The organism is Flavobacterium sp. 2, assembly GCF_049949195.1.
GTDB lineage: Bacteria > Bacteroidota > Bacteroidia > Flavobacteriales > Flavobacteriaceae > Flavobacterium.
This window is the reverse complement of the sequence record NZ_CP188206.1, coordinates 4,983,838-4,999,963: the sequence shown is the minus strand read 5'-3', so window position 1 is coordinate 4,999,963 and position 16,126 is coordinate 4,983,838. Positions and strand designations below refer to the sequence as shown.

Below are 16,126 nucleotides of genomic sequence, written 5' to 3'. Positions count from 1 at the left end.
TACAAAAAATGAAAAAATTATCCCTATTCTTCTCAATATGCTTTTTGTATACGTGTACAATAAGCGCGCAACAGCCATTTGATAAAAAATTAGTTCTAAAACAAATGATTTTAGCCAATGATTATTTTATGCAAAAATGGCCCGAAACAGGAAAAACAATTATTACAAACAAAGAGCGCCCAAGTAATATTTGGACACGTGGTGTTTATTATGAAGGGTTAATGGCGTTACATGAAATTTTCCCAAAAGAAGCTTATTATGATTATGCCTATTCATGGTCAGAATTCCACAAATGGGGATTTAATGGAGGCAACACAACTCGTAATGCAGATAATTACTGTGCTGCGCAGACTTACATCGACTTGTACAATTTAGAGCCAGATGCTAAGAAACTAAAAAACACAAAAGCAAATATTAATATGCTTTTGAACACGCCTCAATTAGACGATTGGTCTTGGATTGATGCCATTCAAATGGGAATGCCGGTTTTTGCTAAATTGGGCGTTTTAGAAAAAGACAATCGTTATTTCGAAAAAATGTACCAAATGTACATGTACTCGAGAAACAAACACGGCGATAACGGATTATTTAACCCAAAAGATGGTTTATGGTGGCGTGATGCCGATTTCGATCCTCCTTACAAAGAGCCAAATGGTAAAGATTGTTATTGGAGTCGTGGAAATGGATGGGTTATTGGTGCATTAGCAAAAGTACTTACCATTATTCCTGAAAATGCACCACACAGAGAGCAATATGTAAAAGATTTAAAAGCGATGGCTGCAGCTTTAGTGCCAATTCAAAGAGCTGATGGATTCTGGAATGTAAGTTTACATGACCCAACAAATTTTGGTGAAAAAGAAACTTCCGGAACGGCTTTATTCGTTTACGGAATGGCATATGGAATCAATAGTGGTATTTTGAAAAAAGAAACGTATTTGCCAGTTGTCCAAAAAGCTTGGGATGCAATAATAAAAGAAAGTTTGCATACTAATGGTGCTTTAGGCTTTTTACAATCAACAGGAAAAGAACCTAAAGATGGCCAGCCACTTTCATACGATAAATTTCCTGATTTTGAAGATTATGGTTTAGGTTGTTTTTTACTTGCAGGTTCAGAAATCTATAAAATGAAATAATGAAAAAAACGCTCTTATTTCTTGTTTTAATTCTTTTTAAAACCGCGATATTTTCTCAGGAATTTAAGAGAGAAAAATACAACTTCAATTCAGAGTGGAAACTAAAAACAGGAGACTCTAAAAATGCAGAGTCTCTTGGTTTTAATGATAATTCGTGGAAAAAAATCACACTCCCACACGCTTACAATCAGGATGAAGCTTTTGAAAAAGATATTGAACATCTTACTACCGGAATTGTTTGGTACAGAAAAAAATTTAAACTCCCAAAAGGAATCAAAGACCAAAAAATCTTTTTAGAATTTGAAGGAATTAGACAAGCCGGAATCATTTACATTAATGGACAAAAAGTTGGAATGCATGAAAATGGCGTAATGGCTTTTGGTTTTGATATTTCAAATTTAATTAAGCCTTTTCCACAAGAAAATATTGTTGCTCTACGAATTGACAATGACTGGAAATACAAAGAACAGGCAACTGGAGCTCCTTATCAATGGAATAACATCAACTTTAATGCTAATTATGGCGGAATTCCAAAAAATGTTTTTCTTCATATAACCAGCAAATTATATCAGACACTTCCACTCTATTCCAATCTAAAAACTACTGGAGTTTATATTTATCCTTCTAAAATTAATATTCAGACAGAAAGTGCTGTTGTCAATGCCGAAACTGAAATCCGTAACGAATTTGAATCTGCAAAAACAGTTGAATATGATGTAATTGTAGAAGATTTAGAAGGCAAAAAAATTGCGTCTTTTTCTGGAGAAAAAACAACAATTGCTCCGAATGAAACTAAAATTTTAAAAGCTAATTCTTTAATAAAGAATCTTCATTTCTGGAGTTGGGGATACGGTTACTTATACACCGTAAAAACCATTTTAAAAATCGATGGAAAAATTGTTGACGAAGTTTCAACTAAAACCGGTTTTAGAAAAACAGCTTTCGCCGAAGGTCAATTTTGGTTAAATGACAGAGTTTTACAAGTAAAAGGATACGCGCAAAGAACCAGCAACGAATGGCCTGCAATTGGAATGTCAGTTCCTGCTTGGATGAGCGATTTAAGCAATAAATTAATCGTCGAAGGAAATGGGAATTTAGTTCGTTGGATGCACGTTACACCATGGAAACAAGATATTGAATCCTGCGACAGAGTTGGATTATTACAAGCGATGCCAGCAGGTGATGCCGAAAAAGATGCACAAGGCGATACATGGAAACAACGTGTAAACCTGATGCGTGATGCTATTATTTACAACAGAAATAATCCGAGTATTATTTTTTATGAAAGTGGCAACGAATCAATCAGCGAAGCTCACATGCACGAAATGAAAAGCCTAAGAGATACTTATGATCCTTTTGGTGGGCGAGCAATTGGTTCTCGCGAAATGCTGGACAGCCAAGAAGCTGAATATGGTGGGGAAATGCTATATATCAACAAAAGTGCACGAAAACCATTATGGGCAACCGAATATTCAAGAGACGAAGGTATGCGTAAATATTGGGACGAATTTTCACCTCCATTTCATAAAGAAGGCGACGGACCTTTATATCGCGGCGCTTCAGCATCAGATTATAATCACAATCAAGACCGTCATGCTATTGAAAATGTAGTTCGTTGGTATGATTATTACAGAGAAAGACCCGGAACCGGAAAAAGAGTAAACTCTGGAGGTGTAAATATTATTTTCTCTGATTCAAATACACATCATCGAGGCGAATCAAACTACAGAACCAGCGGTGAAGTTGATGCCATGCGTATTCCAAAAGATGGTTACTGGGCCCACCAAGTTATGTGGGATGGCTGGGTTGATATTGAAAAACAGCGAACTCATATTCTTGGACATTGGGATTATACTGACAATGTTGTAAAGAATATCTATGTAGTTTCAACTGCTCCAAAAGTGGAACTTTTTGTAAACGAAATTTCCCAAGGTTTTGGAAAAAGAAGCAGTGAATTTTTATTTACTTTCGGAAATATTGCTTGGAAATCGGGTACAATAAAAGCGGTTGGTTACGATGAAAATGGAAGTATTTTAAGTCAAGGTGAAAAAAGAACTGCGGGAGAACCATCTCAAATCAAATTAAAATTAATTACCCAACCGCAAGGAATGATTGCTGATGGTGCTGATACTGCATTAATTGATGTTGAAGTAATTGACAAAGATGGAAATCGCTGTCCAATAAGTAATAATATGATTTCATTTTCGGTGAGCGGTCCAGCAACTTGGCTTGGCGGTATTGCTCAAGGTCCAAAAAATTATATTCTATCTAAAGAAATTCCAGTTGAAAATGGCGTTAATCGTGTTTTGATTCAATCTTTGGCGAAAGCCGGAAAAATAAATATTTCAGCAAAATCTGACGGATTAAAATCAGCAGAATTATCGTTTGAAACTAAAGATGTAAATTCTGTAAATGGCCTTTCTGAAGAATTGCCTGGAAAAAATCTTCCTTCAAATTTAGAACGCGGACCAACTCCAAAAACACCATCATATACACAAAAAAGAATTCCGGTAAATATCTTAAATGCCATTTCTCCTTCAAATAATAATGATACATACAAAAGTTATGACGACAACGAATTAACGGAATGGAGAAATGATGGAAACATTGTTACAGGATCTATAACTTACACGCTTTCAAAACCTTCACTTGTAAATGAAGCTGTTATAAAATTTACAGGCTGGAGAACTAAAATTTATCCAATCCGAATTTTGGCTGATGGAAAAGAAGTTTTTAAAGGAAATACAACGCAAAGTTTAGGATATATTACGATTCCGCTGGAACCAATTTTAGCCGAAAAAATCACAATTGAATTAATTGGTGCCAATACCGAAAAGGATGGATTTTCTAAAATAGTTGAAGTAGATCCAACAAAAGAATTAGATTTATATAAAGATAAAACATCGGTCGATGCAGCCGGTCAATTACGCATTGTTGAAATAGAATTTTATGAAAAAATCAAATAATTTAAGCCGTCTGAAAGCTTCATTGCTTTTCATTTCTTTATTACTGACAATTACGGCGCTTTCGCAGAAAAAAGAAATTCCGTTATGGGATAAAATTCCAGATGAAATTGTATCAAAAGAATATTCTGAAGAAGTAGATCACAAAAACGAACTTTCAGAAGGAGTTAGAAAAGTAACGTTGCCAACTCTAACTGTTTATTTAGCAGATCCAGAAAAATCAAACGGAACATCTGTTATTATTTGCCCCGGAGGCGGTTACGGAATGCTTGCAATAAATAAAGAAGGCTATAAAGTTGCCGAATGGTTTAATAGTTTAGGAATAAATGCTTTTGTCTTGAAATACAGACTGCCAAGCGATTTAATCATGAAAAACAAAACCGTTGCTCCACTTCAAGATGCGCAACAAGCAGTAAGACTTGTTAGAAGAAATGCTTCAAAATGGAAACTGAATCCAAATAAAATTGGGATCATGGGATTCTCTGCGGGAGGCCATTTAGCTTCTACATTGTCAACACATTATAATGATAAAGTTTATACCCCTTTAGATACAACCAGTGCCAAACCAAATTTTTCTATTTTAATTTATCCTGTAATTTCCATGCAGGAAGGCATTACACATCAAGGTTCTAAAGATAACTTACTAGGAAAAAGTTCCAACTCTGAATTAACCGAAAAGTATTCAAATGAAAAGCAAGTAACTAACGAGACACCAAAAACATTTTTAGTTCATGCAACAGATGACAAAGCTGTTCCTGTTGAAAACAGTATTAATTACTATTTAGCACTGAAAAAAGAAAAAGTTCTGGCAGAAATGCACTTATATGAAAACGGAGGACATGGTTTTGGATTAGGTGTAAAAGGAACAAATGCAAACTGGCCAAAAGACTGCGAAAAATGGCTAACAGCAAACAATTACACTTTAAAACCAGATGGTTATGTATTCACCTATTTTAAAGGAAATGGTGAAGACGGATTACATATGGCTTACAGCGAAGATGGCTATAAATGGAATGCCTTAAAAAACGACACTTCATTTTTAACGCCAGAAGTAGGAAAAGACAAATTAATGCGAGATCCATGCGTTATCAAAGGCGGAGATGGTTTATATCATATGGTCTGGACGGTTAGCTGGACTGATAAAGGCATTGGATACGCTTCTTCAAAAGATTTAATTCATTGGTCAAAACAAGAATTTATTCCTGTAATGGCTTACGAAGAAAAAGCTAGAAATACCTGGGCACCAGAAATTACTTATGATGAAAAATCAAAAGAATATATGATTTATTGGGCTTCTACAATCGAAGGTAAATTTTTGGAAACAAAATTAGAGGAAGAAAAAGGATATAATCATCGAATTTATTATACCACAACCAAGGATTTTAAAAAATTTGCAAAAACTAAATTACTATACGAACCTGGTTTTAATGTAATTGATGCTACAATTGTAAAGCAAGGTCAGCAATTTGTTATGTATTTAAAAGATGAAACACGAAACCCAGTTCAGAAAAATATCAAAATTGCATTCAGCAAAAATTTGACCGGCCCATATAGTTCAGCAAGCAAAGCCATTACCGGTGATTACTGGGCAGAAGGCCCCACAGCAGTAAAAATAGACAACAATTGGATTGTTTATTTTGATAAATACACCCAAAAAAAATATGGAGCTGTTAAAGAAACTTCAAAAGGCTGGGAAGATATTTCAGAGCAAGTAATTTTTCCGATAGGAACACGTCATGGAACAGTTATAAAAGTTTCTTCAGAAGAAATCAATGCGCTGAAAAAAGAATAACATTTATTTATTTGAAAATAAAAAAGCAGGATATTGAGCAACATATATCCTGCTTTAAAAAAAATGAATTAATATAATTTTTTGTATTTTTTTAATTACATCAAAAAAAATAGTCCTTTATAAAAGTTATTAAATTGGGTTTGAAAAATAGAACTGTTAAAAAAGTTCTCTTCCTTATTTTTATCTTTAGATTTTGAATTTTCGGTAAGATGCTGTTTTAGCTCACTAATTATCTCAGGTCTTGTTTTTTCATTATCCAAAACAATTAAATTGTTAATTTCATCTAAAAAAGATAAACTACTATATAACTGTTTATTGAACAGGCAAACCAAAACATTTCGCCCTTTTTTATCCATCTTTAAAAATTCTAATAATTCGTTTTTTTCATAAACAACGAATATTGAACGATCATATTTAATTAAGTCTTTTTCATTATTAAACAAAAAAGATTCTTCTGAAAAATCGAACTCATTTTTGAATTTTCTTTTAAACATTTTTAAAAAGATGCCTTTATTATCGCGTACTAAAACTTTTTCCTTCTTCATAATTCAATAAAATTTTGTTATTATTTGATAATTTCAAAGCCATTAAAAAAGCTTTCATTTAATTAACAATCAAACACTTAAATAACTTTACAAAGTTAAACACAGGAAATTATTGTTATTTACACGATAAGACAAAAAACAACTACTTTAAGCTTTATATTAATAATTAGGATAAATCATGAAAAGTAAATTTCATGATTTTATAAGAACTATCTAGAAAACCATATTAATAGCAAGAGCACTAGATAAAATAGCTATTTTATCTTCAAAACTGGTGCAAATTTCATCGATTATTATATCATATGTACCACTTGACCTAATTGAATCTTCTCTTCGCTTTATTTCTCCAATTTCATTTTCGCTAATATTAACAATAGTAAAACATAGATTTTTTTTATTACCATAAATTACTGCTATAACTTCATTAGAGGCATTCAATACCTTAAGATTGCGCTTAAAAAAGGAAAACTGCTGCTCAATACTTCCTACTTTTTTTCCATCGGCATCTTTGATAATAATTTTTGAACAGAAAATAGGTCGGCAGCGAGATAATGACACTTTCAAAACTCCATCTGCATTTCGTATTTCAAATACAGCAGAAAAAATGTTCAGTCCTTTATTTTTTTGTAAAGCAGTCTTTCCTTGCGCAATAAAACCAATGCACTCGCGCCTATCGTTATAAATCCTAACTTGATTACCAGAACTTTTTCTTTTTTTGTCAATAAGGTAATTTCTCGTATCAAAAAAAATTGTATTCATTTAATTATTGTTATTCTTCTTTTCACATGCAAATTTGTTTTTAAAACATCTGAGAGCTTACAATTATCGTTAGTTGTAAAATAGATTTTAAGGCAATGAAAAAATAAAGAGTCAGAGTTTTAATAGTATTTTCTAAAATCAAAATATTTTTTTAGCAAATTTTAGTGATAGGTGTCACTTTATCTTCAACAAAGGCAATCAACTCTTTCATATTCCTGTTTTTTGCACATTTATTAGATATTGAAATTATGTATCCATTTCGCTCTTTTACATAGAGAAGAAAAAAGTCTTTGGTCAAAATTGCTTTTTCAATTTGACTCCATTTATGACTTATTTCCCCTAAAGGCGAATGGATATGTATAATGGAACTATTAAAATTTAATTTATATTTTGAAATAAATTTGTCAAACTTCAGAAGCTTCTTGATCAGTTGAAAAATGAGACTGCAGATAGTATTTACAAATGAATACTGAAACAGTAAAAAGAGTATAATAAAGATTAGGTTTCTAATGATCCATATAATATAATCACTGTTTCTGTCTAAATAAAAAAAATTAAAAAAAATGGCACCGATTAAAATCATGCCTGAAAGAATCCGAATTCTTCCTTCCCATAAATTTTTAAAATACATTTTATTTAGCTTTCGTATTTCAGTGGCATTTAATTCGAATTCAAGAGAAAAATGAGAATCGCTCATATTTAAGATCAAATTAATTTTTTAGATTTTTTGTTTCTTTCATTTTAAATGAACAGACAAAATTAATCTAACACTGATTGACCAACGAAGCTATTAAGTCATTAATATATTAAAATAAGACATCTTTTTATTTTAATAAAAAAGCTACAAAAACTCCTTATTGCATGTTTTAATCAATTTATTTAAAACACCTGTTTTTTTTATACCAAAAACCGTTTTGAAAATGACTCCAATAAGACATAAAAACAACAGATTAAGGCACAAAAACAACGTTCTATTTATTTTATTTTCAAATAGTTAACTATAACAAATCTTTATAATTATTTGTTTGTTTTTTATTTACTTTTGGCCGCGTTTAAAATTATTTACAGTTAATTTCCTTTAAAATGAAAGCCGAAAAGATCGAAAAAAAACTCAAAGAAAGAATCAAGGAATTAACTTGTTTATATGAAATTTCTAAAACAATTTCTAAGTCGAATTTATTTGAAGAAAAAGTTCTAAAAAAAGCAATTCACAGCATCAAAAAGGCATGGCAATTTAGTAAAGATGCAATAGTTGAGATTCAGGCTGGAAATTATCATTTTACAACAACAACAGTTCCGGAAAACAGTGTATTTCAGGTCAGTTTTATCAAACTTCCCTATGCAGAGTCAGGATTTATAAAAGTTCATTATCCATCAGAGAAATTTAAACAAAATCATTTTCTTCCTGATGAACAAAAACTTCTAGATATGGTTGCTCACGAAATTGAGGCTTATATGGAGAAATTTCAGATTTTAGAAAAGGAAGCATCTTTAAGAACAACACTTGAACATATCGATCGCTTGGCTATTCTCAGCGAAACAATTGCCGGGATTGCACATGACCTTAACAATCCACTTGGAAATATATTAGGTTATGCTGAATTGATCAAAATCACAAACAATAATCCTGAGATCGATTCAGATATTTCAACAATTATTAATTCAGTGATTTATACACGCGAAATTGTAAAGAAATTAATGTTTTTTTCATGCGAAATGCCTCCTATGTCAAAAACTCAAAAATTCAATCCGATTGTAACTTTTACTTTATCTATTCTAAAACAAAATTTTCAGAAAAAAGAAATAAAAAGCGAGTTGTATTTCAACAACACTATTTCAGAGGCAAAAATTGATGCCGTTCAAATAACACAGCTTCTTTTTAATTTATTAATTAATGCCATTCATGCTTCTCCAGAAAAGAGCACAATTAAAACCATTATTGAAAATGATGCTGAAAATATTTTCGTAAAAATAGAAGATCAAGGCCATGGGATACCTGAAGAAATAAAGCAAAAAATTTTCGATCCATTTTTTACAACAAAAACTTCAAAAAATGGGTCTGGTTTAGGACTTAGTGTTGTTCATGGAATTGTAAAAAATCATCATGGCGAAATAACCGTAAAGAACAATTTTCCAAAAGGCACAATTTTTATAATACGTTTACCTATCAGCTAATATCAAAATGAATTTCAAAAAAAAAAATATACTTATTGTAGATGATAATTACGAAATGCTGAACCTTTTTCAGCGTACTGTAAAAGCATTAAATTATAATACTTACAAGGCTTCTTCAGTTAATGAAGCGATTGAAGTTCTAAAAAGTCATTCTATAGATTTATTAATAACAGATTTAAACATGCCTGAAATAAATGGCATAGAATTACTAAAATATACTGAAGAGCATTTTCCAAACGCAGCAAAATTAGTAGTAAGTGGAGTGTCTACGATTGACAGTGCTGTAAATGCAATAAAATCAGGTGCATTAGATTATCTTATAAAGCCTTTTACTTCAAATGAACTATCTAATGCTATTAAAAGTTCTCTTGAAAAAAATGTAAAAATAGCATCCGATTATTTTTCAAATACAGAACAAGAAAGCTATGCCGGAATAATTGGTCGATCTTCACAATTCAAAAATCTAATCGATGTAATAAAACGAGTTCAAGATAATAAAGTAAGTGTTTTAATAGAGGGCGAAAGCGGTACAGGCAAAGAACTTATTGCCAAAGCGATTCACTATGAGGGCACATTAGCAAAAATGCCTTTCATAGCCGTTAATTGTGGAGGGCTTCCTGAAAATTTATTAGAATCTGAATTATTTGGATATGTAAAAGGTGCCTTTACTGGCGCCTCCGAATCAAAAATTGGTTTGTTTCAGGCTGCTTCAGGAGGGACAATTTTTCTGGACGAAATCGGGAATGCTTCAATGACAGTTCAAACCCGGCTTTTAAGAGTCATTCAGGAAAAGGAAATTACACGCATTGGCAGTACAAATAGCGAAAAAATAAATGTTCGAATAATTTGTGCTACAAATAATAATCTAACTGAAATGGTTACAAAAGGCACTTTTCGGGAAGATTTATATTATCGTATTAATGTTATAAACATTCATACAACACCTTTGCGTGACAAACCTGAAGATATTTTATTACTTGCAAAAAGCTTTATTAAAAAATATGCAACAGAATACAACAAACCTGAAATTAAAATGGACGACAAGGTTTCAAATGTATTATTACGCCATTCCTGGCCTGGCAACGTAAGAGAACTTGAGAATATAATACAGAGAATGATTATCATGAGCGATGAAGTAATAACACTTCAGCACGTTCCTGATTATCTAAAATATCATATTCCGCAACAAACTGATTTTCTTAAATCATTAAAAGAATCTGAAAAAGAACACATTGTAAAAATTTTAAATGCCGTTGACAATAATAAAACTAAAGCGGCAAAAATTTTAAAAATAGATCGTAAAACACTGAATCAAAAAATTCTAAAATAACTTCATTTCTAAAAAAAAAAATAGAATTAAAAGGAGATTAATCTCCTTTTTCCATTTTAAAAACATAAACAACGGTATTGAAAAATGAGGAATTTATCCCTATATAGGGATAAATTCCTATTGAAAAAAAGCTACAGATAAAACCTAATAGAAAATAACTACTTGACTATCAGGCTACTTTATAAAAGTACAAGTATCAGGCACATTCTTTGCCTACCAATAAGGCAAATAAATAACAAAATAAGTTTTATAATTTGAAACTTATGGGGAATTTTAAAAATGAAATTCCAGCAAATTAACAATTAAACCATGTTTTTTTTTAAACAAAAACACTAAAACAACTTAATTATCAGCAAATTAACAGAAAAATACTTAACTTTAACATGCAAAATAACTACACTGTGAAAACAATTGAACATTTCTATAGCGCAGATTTAGATTGGGTAGAAAATTTAGCCCACCAATTTGGAGGAAAAGTTGAAGGAAATTTTATTATTGTTCCTGAAGATATACAAACCGGAACTCGTTATTTCTTGCAATGCCAAGATGGAATTGTCGCTTATTATATAGATGTAGAATATAAAAAAAACCTGCATCTAATTCAAAAAAATACTAATCCGAACTTTGTTGGCTATTACTACAATCTTACAGAAGGAGAAGCTATAGTATCAACTCATAATTTTGTATATGATGTCAGTAGATGGCAATACAATTTATCTGTTATTGACGGAACTCTCGAATCAGACTATCATGTAACAAAAGGGAGCAAAACTTTTGCCCTGGTAATATTTATTAGAAAAGATATTATTGAATCATACGCTAAACAACATGATATTGTTTTCCCTAATATCAATCAATTAATAGATCCTGCAAAAAATACGATAGTACGATTTGACCGAATGAGTAGCGACAGTTTCCACATTTTGAATGATTTAAGAAAAAAGAAAGTTGGAGGCCCAATATTTGATCTGAATTTAACAGGCACGGTTCATTTACTGATTTCAAATTATTTAAAAAAAATAGCAAGTAAACGTATCATCATTCAAACGGTCAATCAAGACGATTTAAAAAGCATCATTGCCACCCAAACATATCTGATTGAAAATATTTTCGAACAATTTCCTAGTATTAAATTTCTTGCTGAAAAAGCAAACATGTCTGAATCCAAATTTAAAAACCTGTTTAACAAAATTACAGGAACTAGCCCTAATGCTTTCTTTTCTCAAAATAAATTACTTCTCGCAAAAGAACTATTAGAAAAAAAACAGCTTAGTATTTCTCAGATTTCAGACAAACTAAATTTTACTAACAATTCCTATTTTGCTTCAAAATTCAAAGAACATTTCGGGCTATCACCTAAATCTTTTGTAAGAGATTTATAATAATTGCTTTTTAATATTCTAAAAGAATAATATCATATGAAAAAAATATTTCATTACTATAGTTTAACACCTGAGTGGCAACATGATTTTGTTAAGCAACTTAATGCCGAAATCATTGACAACAAAATAATCATTTTTCCACCCGAAATTGCTGAAGGACACTCCTATTTTACACAAATCATGCCTAATATTTCGGTAGTATTCATGAATGCAGTAGTCAAAAATGAGATAAAAATTTGCAGACAGCCCTCAGACAACGACTTATATATCTTTCACTTTGATTTGAGTGAATATACCAATCTTATTAAAATTAACAATGAAGATTATAAAATTGGCGCATATGATAAATTAGAACTTGCCATTATTGATAATCAAATTGAGAGTTCCTTCAAACCAGCAATAAACCGTAGAACTATTGCTATAAGAATACTGGTACACAAAAAATTGCTACATGATTTTATAGCAAGAAACAGTTTGAACGAAAATCCAAAGAAAAAGATATATCCAGGTGAAGAAGTTTTCTACCATTATGGCAGCACTGACAGCAATAGTACCTTATTAATTCAATCTATTAAAGACATGTCGATTTACGATTTGTATTTTGAATCACTGTTAAAAGGAATATCTTTAAAACTTTTAGGTAACTTTTTTAGCAAGTTTAACGATTCTGATAGTGACAATAATAGATTAACGCACGCTGAAAACGATTCAATTAACAAAACAAAAAATTATATGTTGGCAAATCTATATGGACCATTTCCATCCGTAATATTTTTAGCTTCAATGGCTGGAATGTCAGAGTCAAAATATAAATCGGCATTTAAAAAATGCTTTAATACAACACCAAACAACTTTTTTATTAAAGAAAAAATGAGTCTTGCAAGAGAGCTGCTAAGAAGCGGACAGTACAACTCTCTAACCGAAGTAATGTATGAGTTATCATATAGCAAATTAAGTTATTTTACCTCTAAATACTTTGAGCTTTTTAACCATAAGCCAATTGATGACCTTCAAAAAAAATCACGTTAAACTTTCATTTTTCTAATCGTAAATAAAAAAGGATATACATGATTGTATATCCTTTTTTATTTAATTTTGATTATCTATTTACTTATCAATATGAATAATGAATTCTGAACGTCTGTTTAACTGATGCTCTGCCTCAGTACAATTTACTCCATTTGAACATCTATTAATTAAACGTGTTTCACCGTAACCTTTTCCAGAAACTCTGCTAGCATCAATTCCGTGCGCTACGATGTAATCTACCGTGGATTTAGCTCTGTTTTCAGATAATTTCATATTAAATTCATCACGTCCTCTACTATCCGTATGAGAATTTACTGTCAATAAAAGGCTCGGTCTCTCTTTTAATAACGCTACAACTTTATCTAACTCAACTTTAGAAGATTCTCTGATTTTAAACCCGTTATAGTCAAAATAAATAGGATTCAGATTTAATATATGATTCAAATCACTTCCATCAGTAATCTCTTTGGTTTCACCATTAACAATCACTTCCAATTCATTACTAAATTCAAAAGAATATTCACGTTTTTCAGCAGGCTTAAACTGTGGTGCAATTTGTGTTTTTTCCGTTAATCCTTTCTTTTTATATACTAACTTATATTCCTTGTACGGCTCTAAATCAGCAGTATATTTACCATCTATATTACTGTAAATAGTATTTACTAATACATTTTCAGAATTATATATTTCGACCGCTATACCTTCAATTGGAGGCCCTGATATATATTTTAATGTTCCAAATACCACAGGATTAATATTAAAATCAAATACTACTGGTTTATGTTCTGTGAAGCTATAGATATCATCGTTTCCTGTTCTATTTGATGAAAAATACCCTTTTTTAGTATCTTCCTGAATAATATAACCAAAATCATCGGCATTGCTATTAATTTCTTCACCAAGATTTACAACGTGATATTTACCATCTCCATCTTTAATCGCAGCAAATACATCCAGACCTCCAAGTCCCGGATGCCCATCTGAAGAAAAATATAACACTCCTGCTGCGTCTACAAAAGGATAACTTTCTCTCCCTAAAGTATTAATCTCATCTCCAAGTTTTTTTACATCATTACCAACAAAACCTCCTTTTTTAAGGCTTGCTACATAAATATCTGAATTACCAAATTTATTATTTCGATCTGATACAAAATAAAGCTCAGATTCATCAGCACTTAAAGCAGGATGTGCAGAAGAAAAACCGTCACTGTTTATCGGATAAGCTAATTTTTTTATATTCGTCCATTCTCCTTTAACATTTTCAGCGACATAAATATTAAGATATGATGTTCCCTCTTTGTCTGTTTCTAACTTTCCATCAGTATAATTATTTCGGGTAAAATACATCGTTTTGCCGTCTTTTGTGATTGCCGGTGTACTTTGATGGTATTTTGTATTTACATTCCCTTTTATTACAACCGGATTTTGTAGTCCGCCATCAACTGCAATATCAGCCGAATATAATTTTAAAAAAGATTTTTCGTTCCAATTGTGTTTTCGTTTTATGATCACTCCAGTATCTTTAGCCGAAGCATAAATCACTTTGTCCTTACCATAAAATGCTGTCCCAAAATCAGAAAAAGGTGTGTTTACCTCAGTTGAAGGATTAATTGTATAACGCCCGGACTGTTCTTTAATTGCTGCTAAGAGTTTAGATTCGTTCCATTTGTCACTGCTATCAATTTTCCCGGCTCTTTTGTAATATTCTTTCATAACAGCTTCTGCTCTTTTATAATTCTGGCTGCTGTTTAATGCCTGAGCATATCTAAAATAATATTCGGAATTTACACTATTTGAAGAATTCATAATATGAGAATATGCATTTGCCGCTTGCGCATAATTTCCGTTATAATAATAGCTGTCGCCTAGTTTAGTGTAAACTTCCATAGTCGTATTGCCTTTACTAATTTGCGCTTCATACAACTTGATCGCTTCAATAAAAGCAAATTTACTATAAGCAGCATTTGCTTTTTCAAGTCTTTTATCTTGGGCTCCTGCAAGGCTAATGTTCACAATACAAACCATTAGAAAAATAAAAGCTCTATTTAATTTTTTACACATAATATTTTGTATTAATTGTTATTAGAAGAATCTTGGGGTCACTATTCTTGATTTAGATTTGTTGATTAAATCAAATCTTAAAAAAAGCTCATGAGACCCGCGATTATAATTCCCAAGATTTGTCGTATCATAATCATATCCATATCCAACCTGAATTCCATCGGTAACCTGAAAACCAACCAAAGCGCTTAAAGAAGCATCCCAACGATAGGCAGCTCCAAGAGTAAGTTTTTCGTTGATTAAAAAGTTCGCCGAAACATCAACTGCTAATGGTGCACCGGAAACCGCTTTTAACAAAGCTGCCGGCTTAAATTTCAGGTAGGGATTAAGATCAAACACATAGCCTCCTATCAAATAAAAATGTGAAGCTTGAGAATAAGTAGTTTCTTTAACATCGTCATAATAAGATGTTTTCAGTAATTTTGGAGCTGATAAACCAACATACCAATTATATGAATGCACATAAAAACCTGCTCCAACGTTCGGAGAAAACTGCGAAATCTGTCCTGTCATATAAGGATCTTGATTTTCAGGTTTCAATCTGTTGTAATCAACATTAAAATTATCAAAACCTCCAGCAACACCAAATGAATATTTTACATCTGTACTGCCTAAAATTGTATAAGAATAATTCAGCATTGCTCCAGTATTTTTAACAGGTCCAATTTGGTCACTTACAACATTTATACCTAAACCCGAACGTTCACTTATTGGACTCTGAATAGAGAAATTCATTGTTTTAGGTGCTCCTTCCAGACCTACCCATTGAGTTCTGTATAATGCCATCGCAGTTGGAATCTCTCTTGAACCTGTATAGCCAGGGTTAAAAGTCATTGTGTTATACATATACTGCGAATACTGAGATTCTTGTTGAGCAGAAGCACTGAAAACCCCTGCTAGCAATATTATTACTATATGATATATATTTTTCATTACTTAACTATTTAGTAATTCTTA

At 31.5% G+C, this 16,126-nt stretch carries 12 protein-coding genes; 7 read left to right on the top strand and 5 right to left on the bottom strand.

The genetic code is table 11. From position 1 onward, the window contains the following. The first annotated feature begins 8 nt into the window (after positions 1-8). From ACNFIH_RS21705 to ACNFIH_RS21695, 3 genes are read left to right on the top strand one after another with little or no spacing between them, the layout of a single operon-like run. A complete protein-coding gene (locus tag ACNFIH_RS21705) occupies positions 9-1,133 on the top strand; it encodes a glycoside hydrolase family 88/105 protein (RefSeq protein WP_426484756.1) in 1,125 nt (374 codons plus the stop codon). Beyond that, on the top strand, positions 1,133-4,099 hold the full coding sequence (locus tag ACNFIH_RS21700; RefSeq protein ID WP_426484755.1) for a glycoside hydrolase family 2 protein: 2,967 nt from the start codon (positions 1,133-1,135) through the stop codon (positions 4,097-4,099). Before ACNFIH_RS21705 ends, ACNFIH_RS21700 begins: the two co-directional genes overlap by 1 nt. Next, on the top strand, positions 4,083-5,888 hold the full coding sequence (locus tag ACNFIH_RS21695) for a prolyl oligopeptidase family serine peptidase (RefSeq protein WP_426484754.1): 1,806 nt from the start codon (positions 4,083-4,085) through the stop codon (positions 5,886-5,888). The genes ACNFIH_RS21700 and ACNFIH_RS21695 overlap by 17 nt, the downstream gene beginning before the upstream one ends. A gap of 95 nt (positions 5,889-5,983) precedes the next feature. On the opposite strand, the gene ACNFIH_RS21690 is transcribed toward ACNFIH_RS21695, so the two are convergent. The 3 genes from ACNFIH_RS21690 to ACNFIH_RS21680 all read right to left on the bottom strand — a co-directional run bounded on the left by ACNFIH_RS21690 (position 5,984) and on the right by ACNFIH_RS21680 (position 7,889). Then, entirely contained in the window at positions 5,984-6,433 is a 450-nt protein-coding gene (locus tag ACNFIH_RS21690) for a hypothetical protein (protein WP_426484753.1), read from the bottom strand. A 213-nt stretch (positions 6,434-6,646) separates the two neighbouring features. After that, positions 6,647-7,192, bottom strand: coding sequence for a hypothetical protein (locus tag ACNFIH_RS21685; RefSeq protein WP_426484752.1), 546 nt, complete (start codon positions 7,190-7,192; stop codon positions 6,647-6,649). Between the two features lie 151 nt (positions 7,193-7,343). After that, positions 7,344-7,889, bottom strand: a complete 546-nt coding sequence (locus ACNFIH_RS21680) for a YcxB family protein (RefSeq protein ID WP_426484751.1) — start codon at positions 7,887-7,889, stop codon at positions 7,344-7,346. Positions 7,890-8,275: 386 nt separating this feature from the next. Between ACNFIH_RS21680 and ACNFIH_RS21675 the strand changes: the two genes are divergently transcribed. The 4 genes from ACNFIH_RS21675 (at position 8,276) to ACNFIH_RS21660 (ending at position 13,108) form a co-directional block, all read left to right on the top strand. Next, entirely contained in the window at positions 8,276-9,367 is a 1,092-nt protein-coding gene (locus ACNFIH_RS21675; RefSeq protein ID WP_426484750.1) for a sensor histidine kinase, read from the top strand. 7 nt (positions 9,368-9,374) lie between these two features. Next, the gene (locus tag ACNFIH_RS21670; RefSeq protein WP_426484749.1) at positions 9,375-10,697 is read left to right on the top strand and encodes a sigma-54-dependent transcriptional regulator; all 1,323 of its coding nucleotides are present in this window, start codon (positions 9,375-9,377) and stop codon (positions 10,695-10,697) included. Between the two features lie 401 nt (positions 10,698-11,098). Continuing rightward, positions 11,099-12,079, top strand: a complete 981-nt coding sequence (locus ACNFIH_RS21665; RefSeq protein ID WP_426484748.1) for a helix-turn-helix domain-containing protein — start codon at positions 11,099-11,101, stop codon at positions 12,077-12,079. A gap of 36 nt (positions 12,080-12,115) precedes the next feature. Then, positions 12,116-13,108, top strand: a complete 993-nt coding sequence (locus tag ACNFIH_RS21660) for a helix-turn-helix domain-containing protein (protein ID WP_426484747.1) — start codon at positions 12,116-12,118, stop codon at positions 13,106-13,108. A gap of 78 nt (positions 13,109-13,186) precedes the next feature. Here ACNFIH_RS21660 and ACNFIH_RS21655 read toward each other — a convergent pair whose 3' ends face one another. Beyond that, positions 13,187-15,121 (bottom strand): OmpA family protein, encoded by a 1,935-nt coding sequence (locus ACNFIH_RS21655; RefSeq protein WP_426484746.1) that lies wholly within the window; start codon positions 15,119-15,121, stop codon positions 13,187-13,189. 69 nt (positions 15,122-15,190) lie between these two features. After that, complete coding sequence (locus ACNFIH_RS21650; RefSeq protein WP_426484745.1) at positions 15,191-16,102, bottom strand: PorP/SprF family type IX secretion system membrane protein; 912 nt, start codon at positions 16,100-16,102, stop codon at positions 15,191-15,193. Positions 16,103-16,126: the final 24 nt, after the last annotated feature.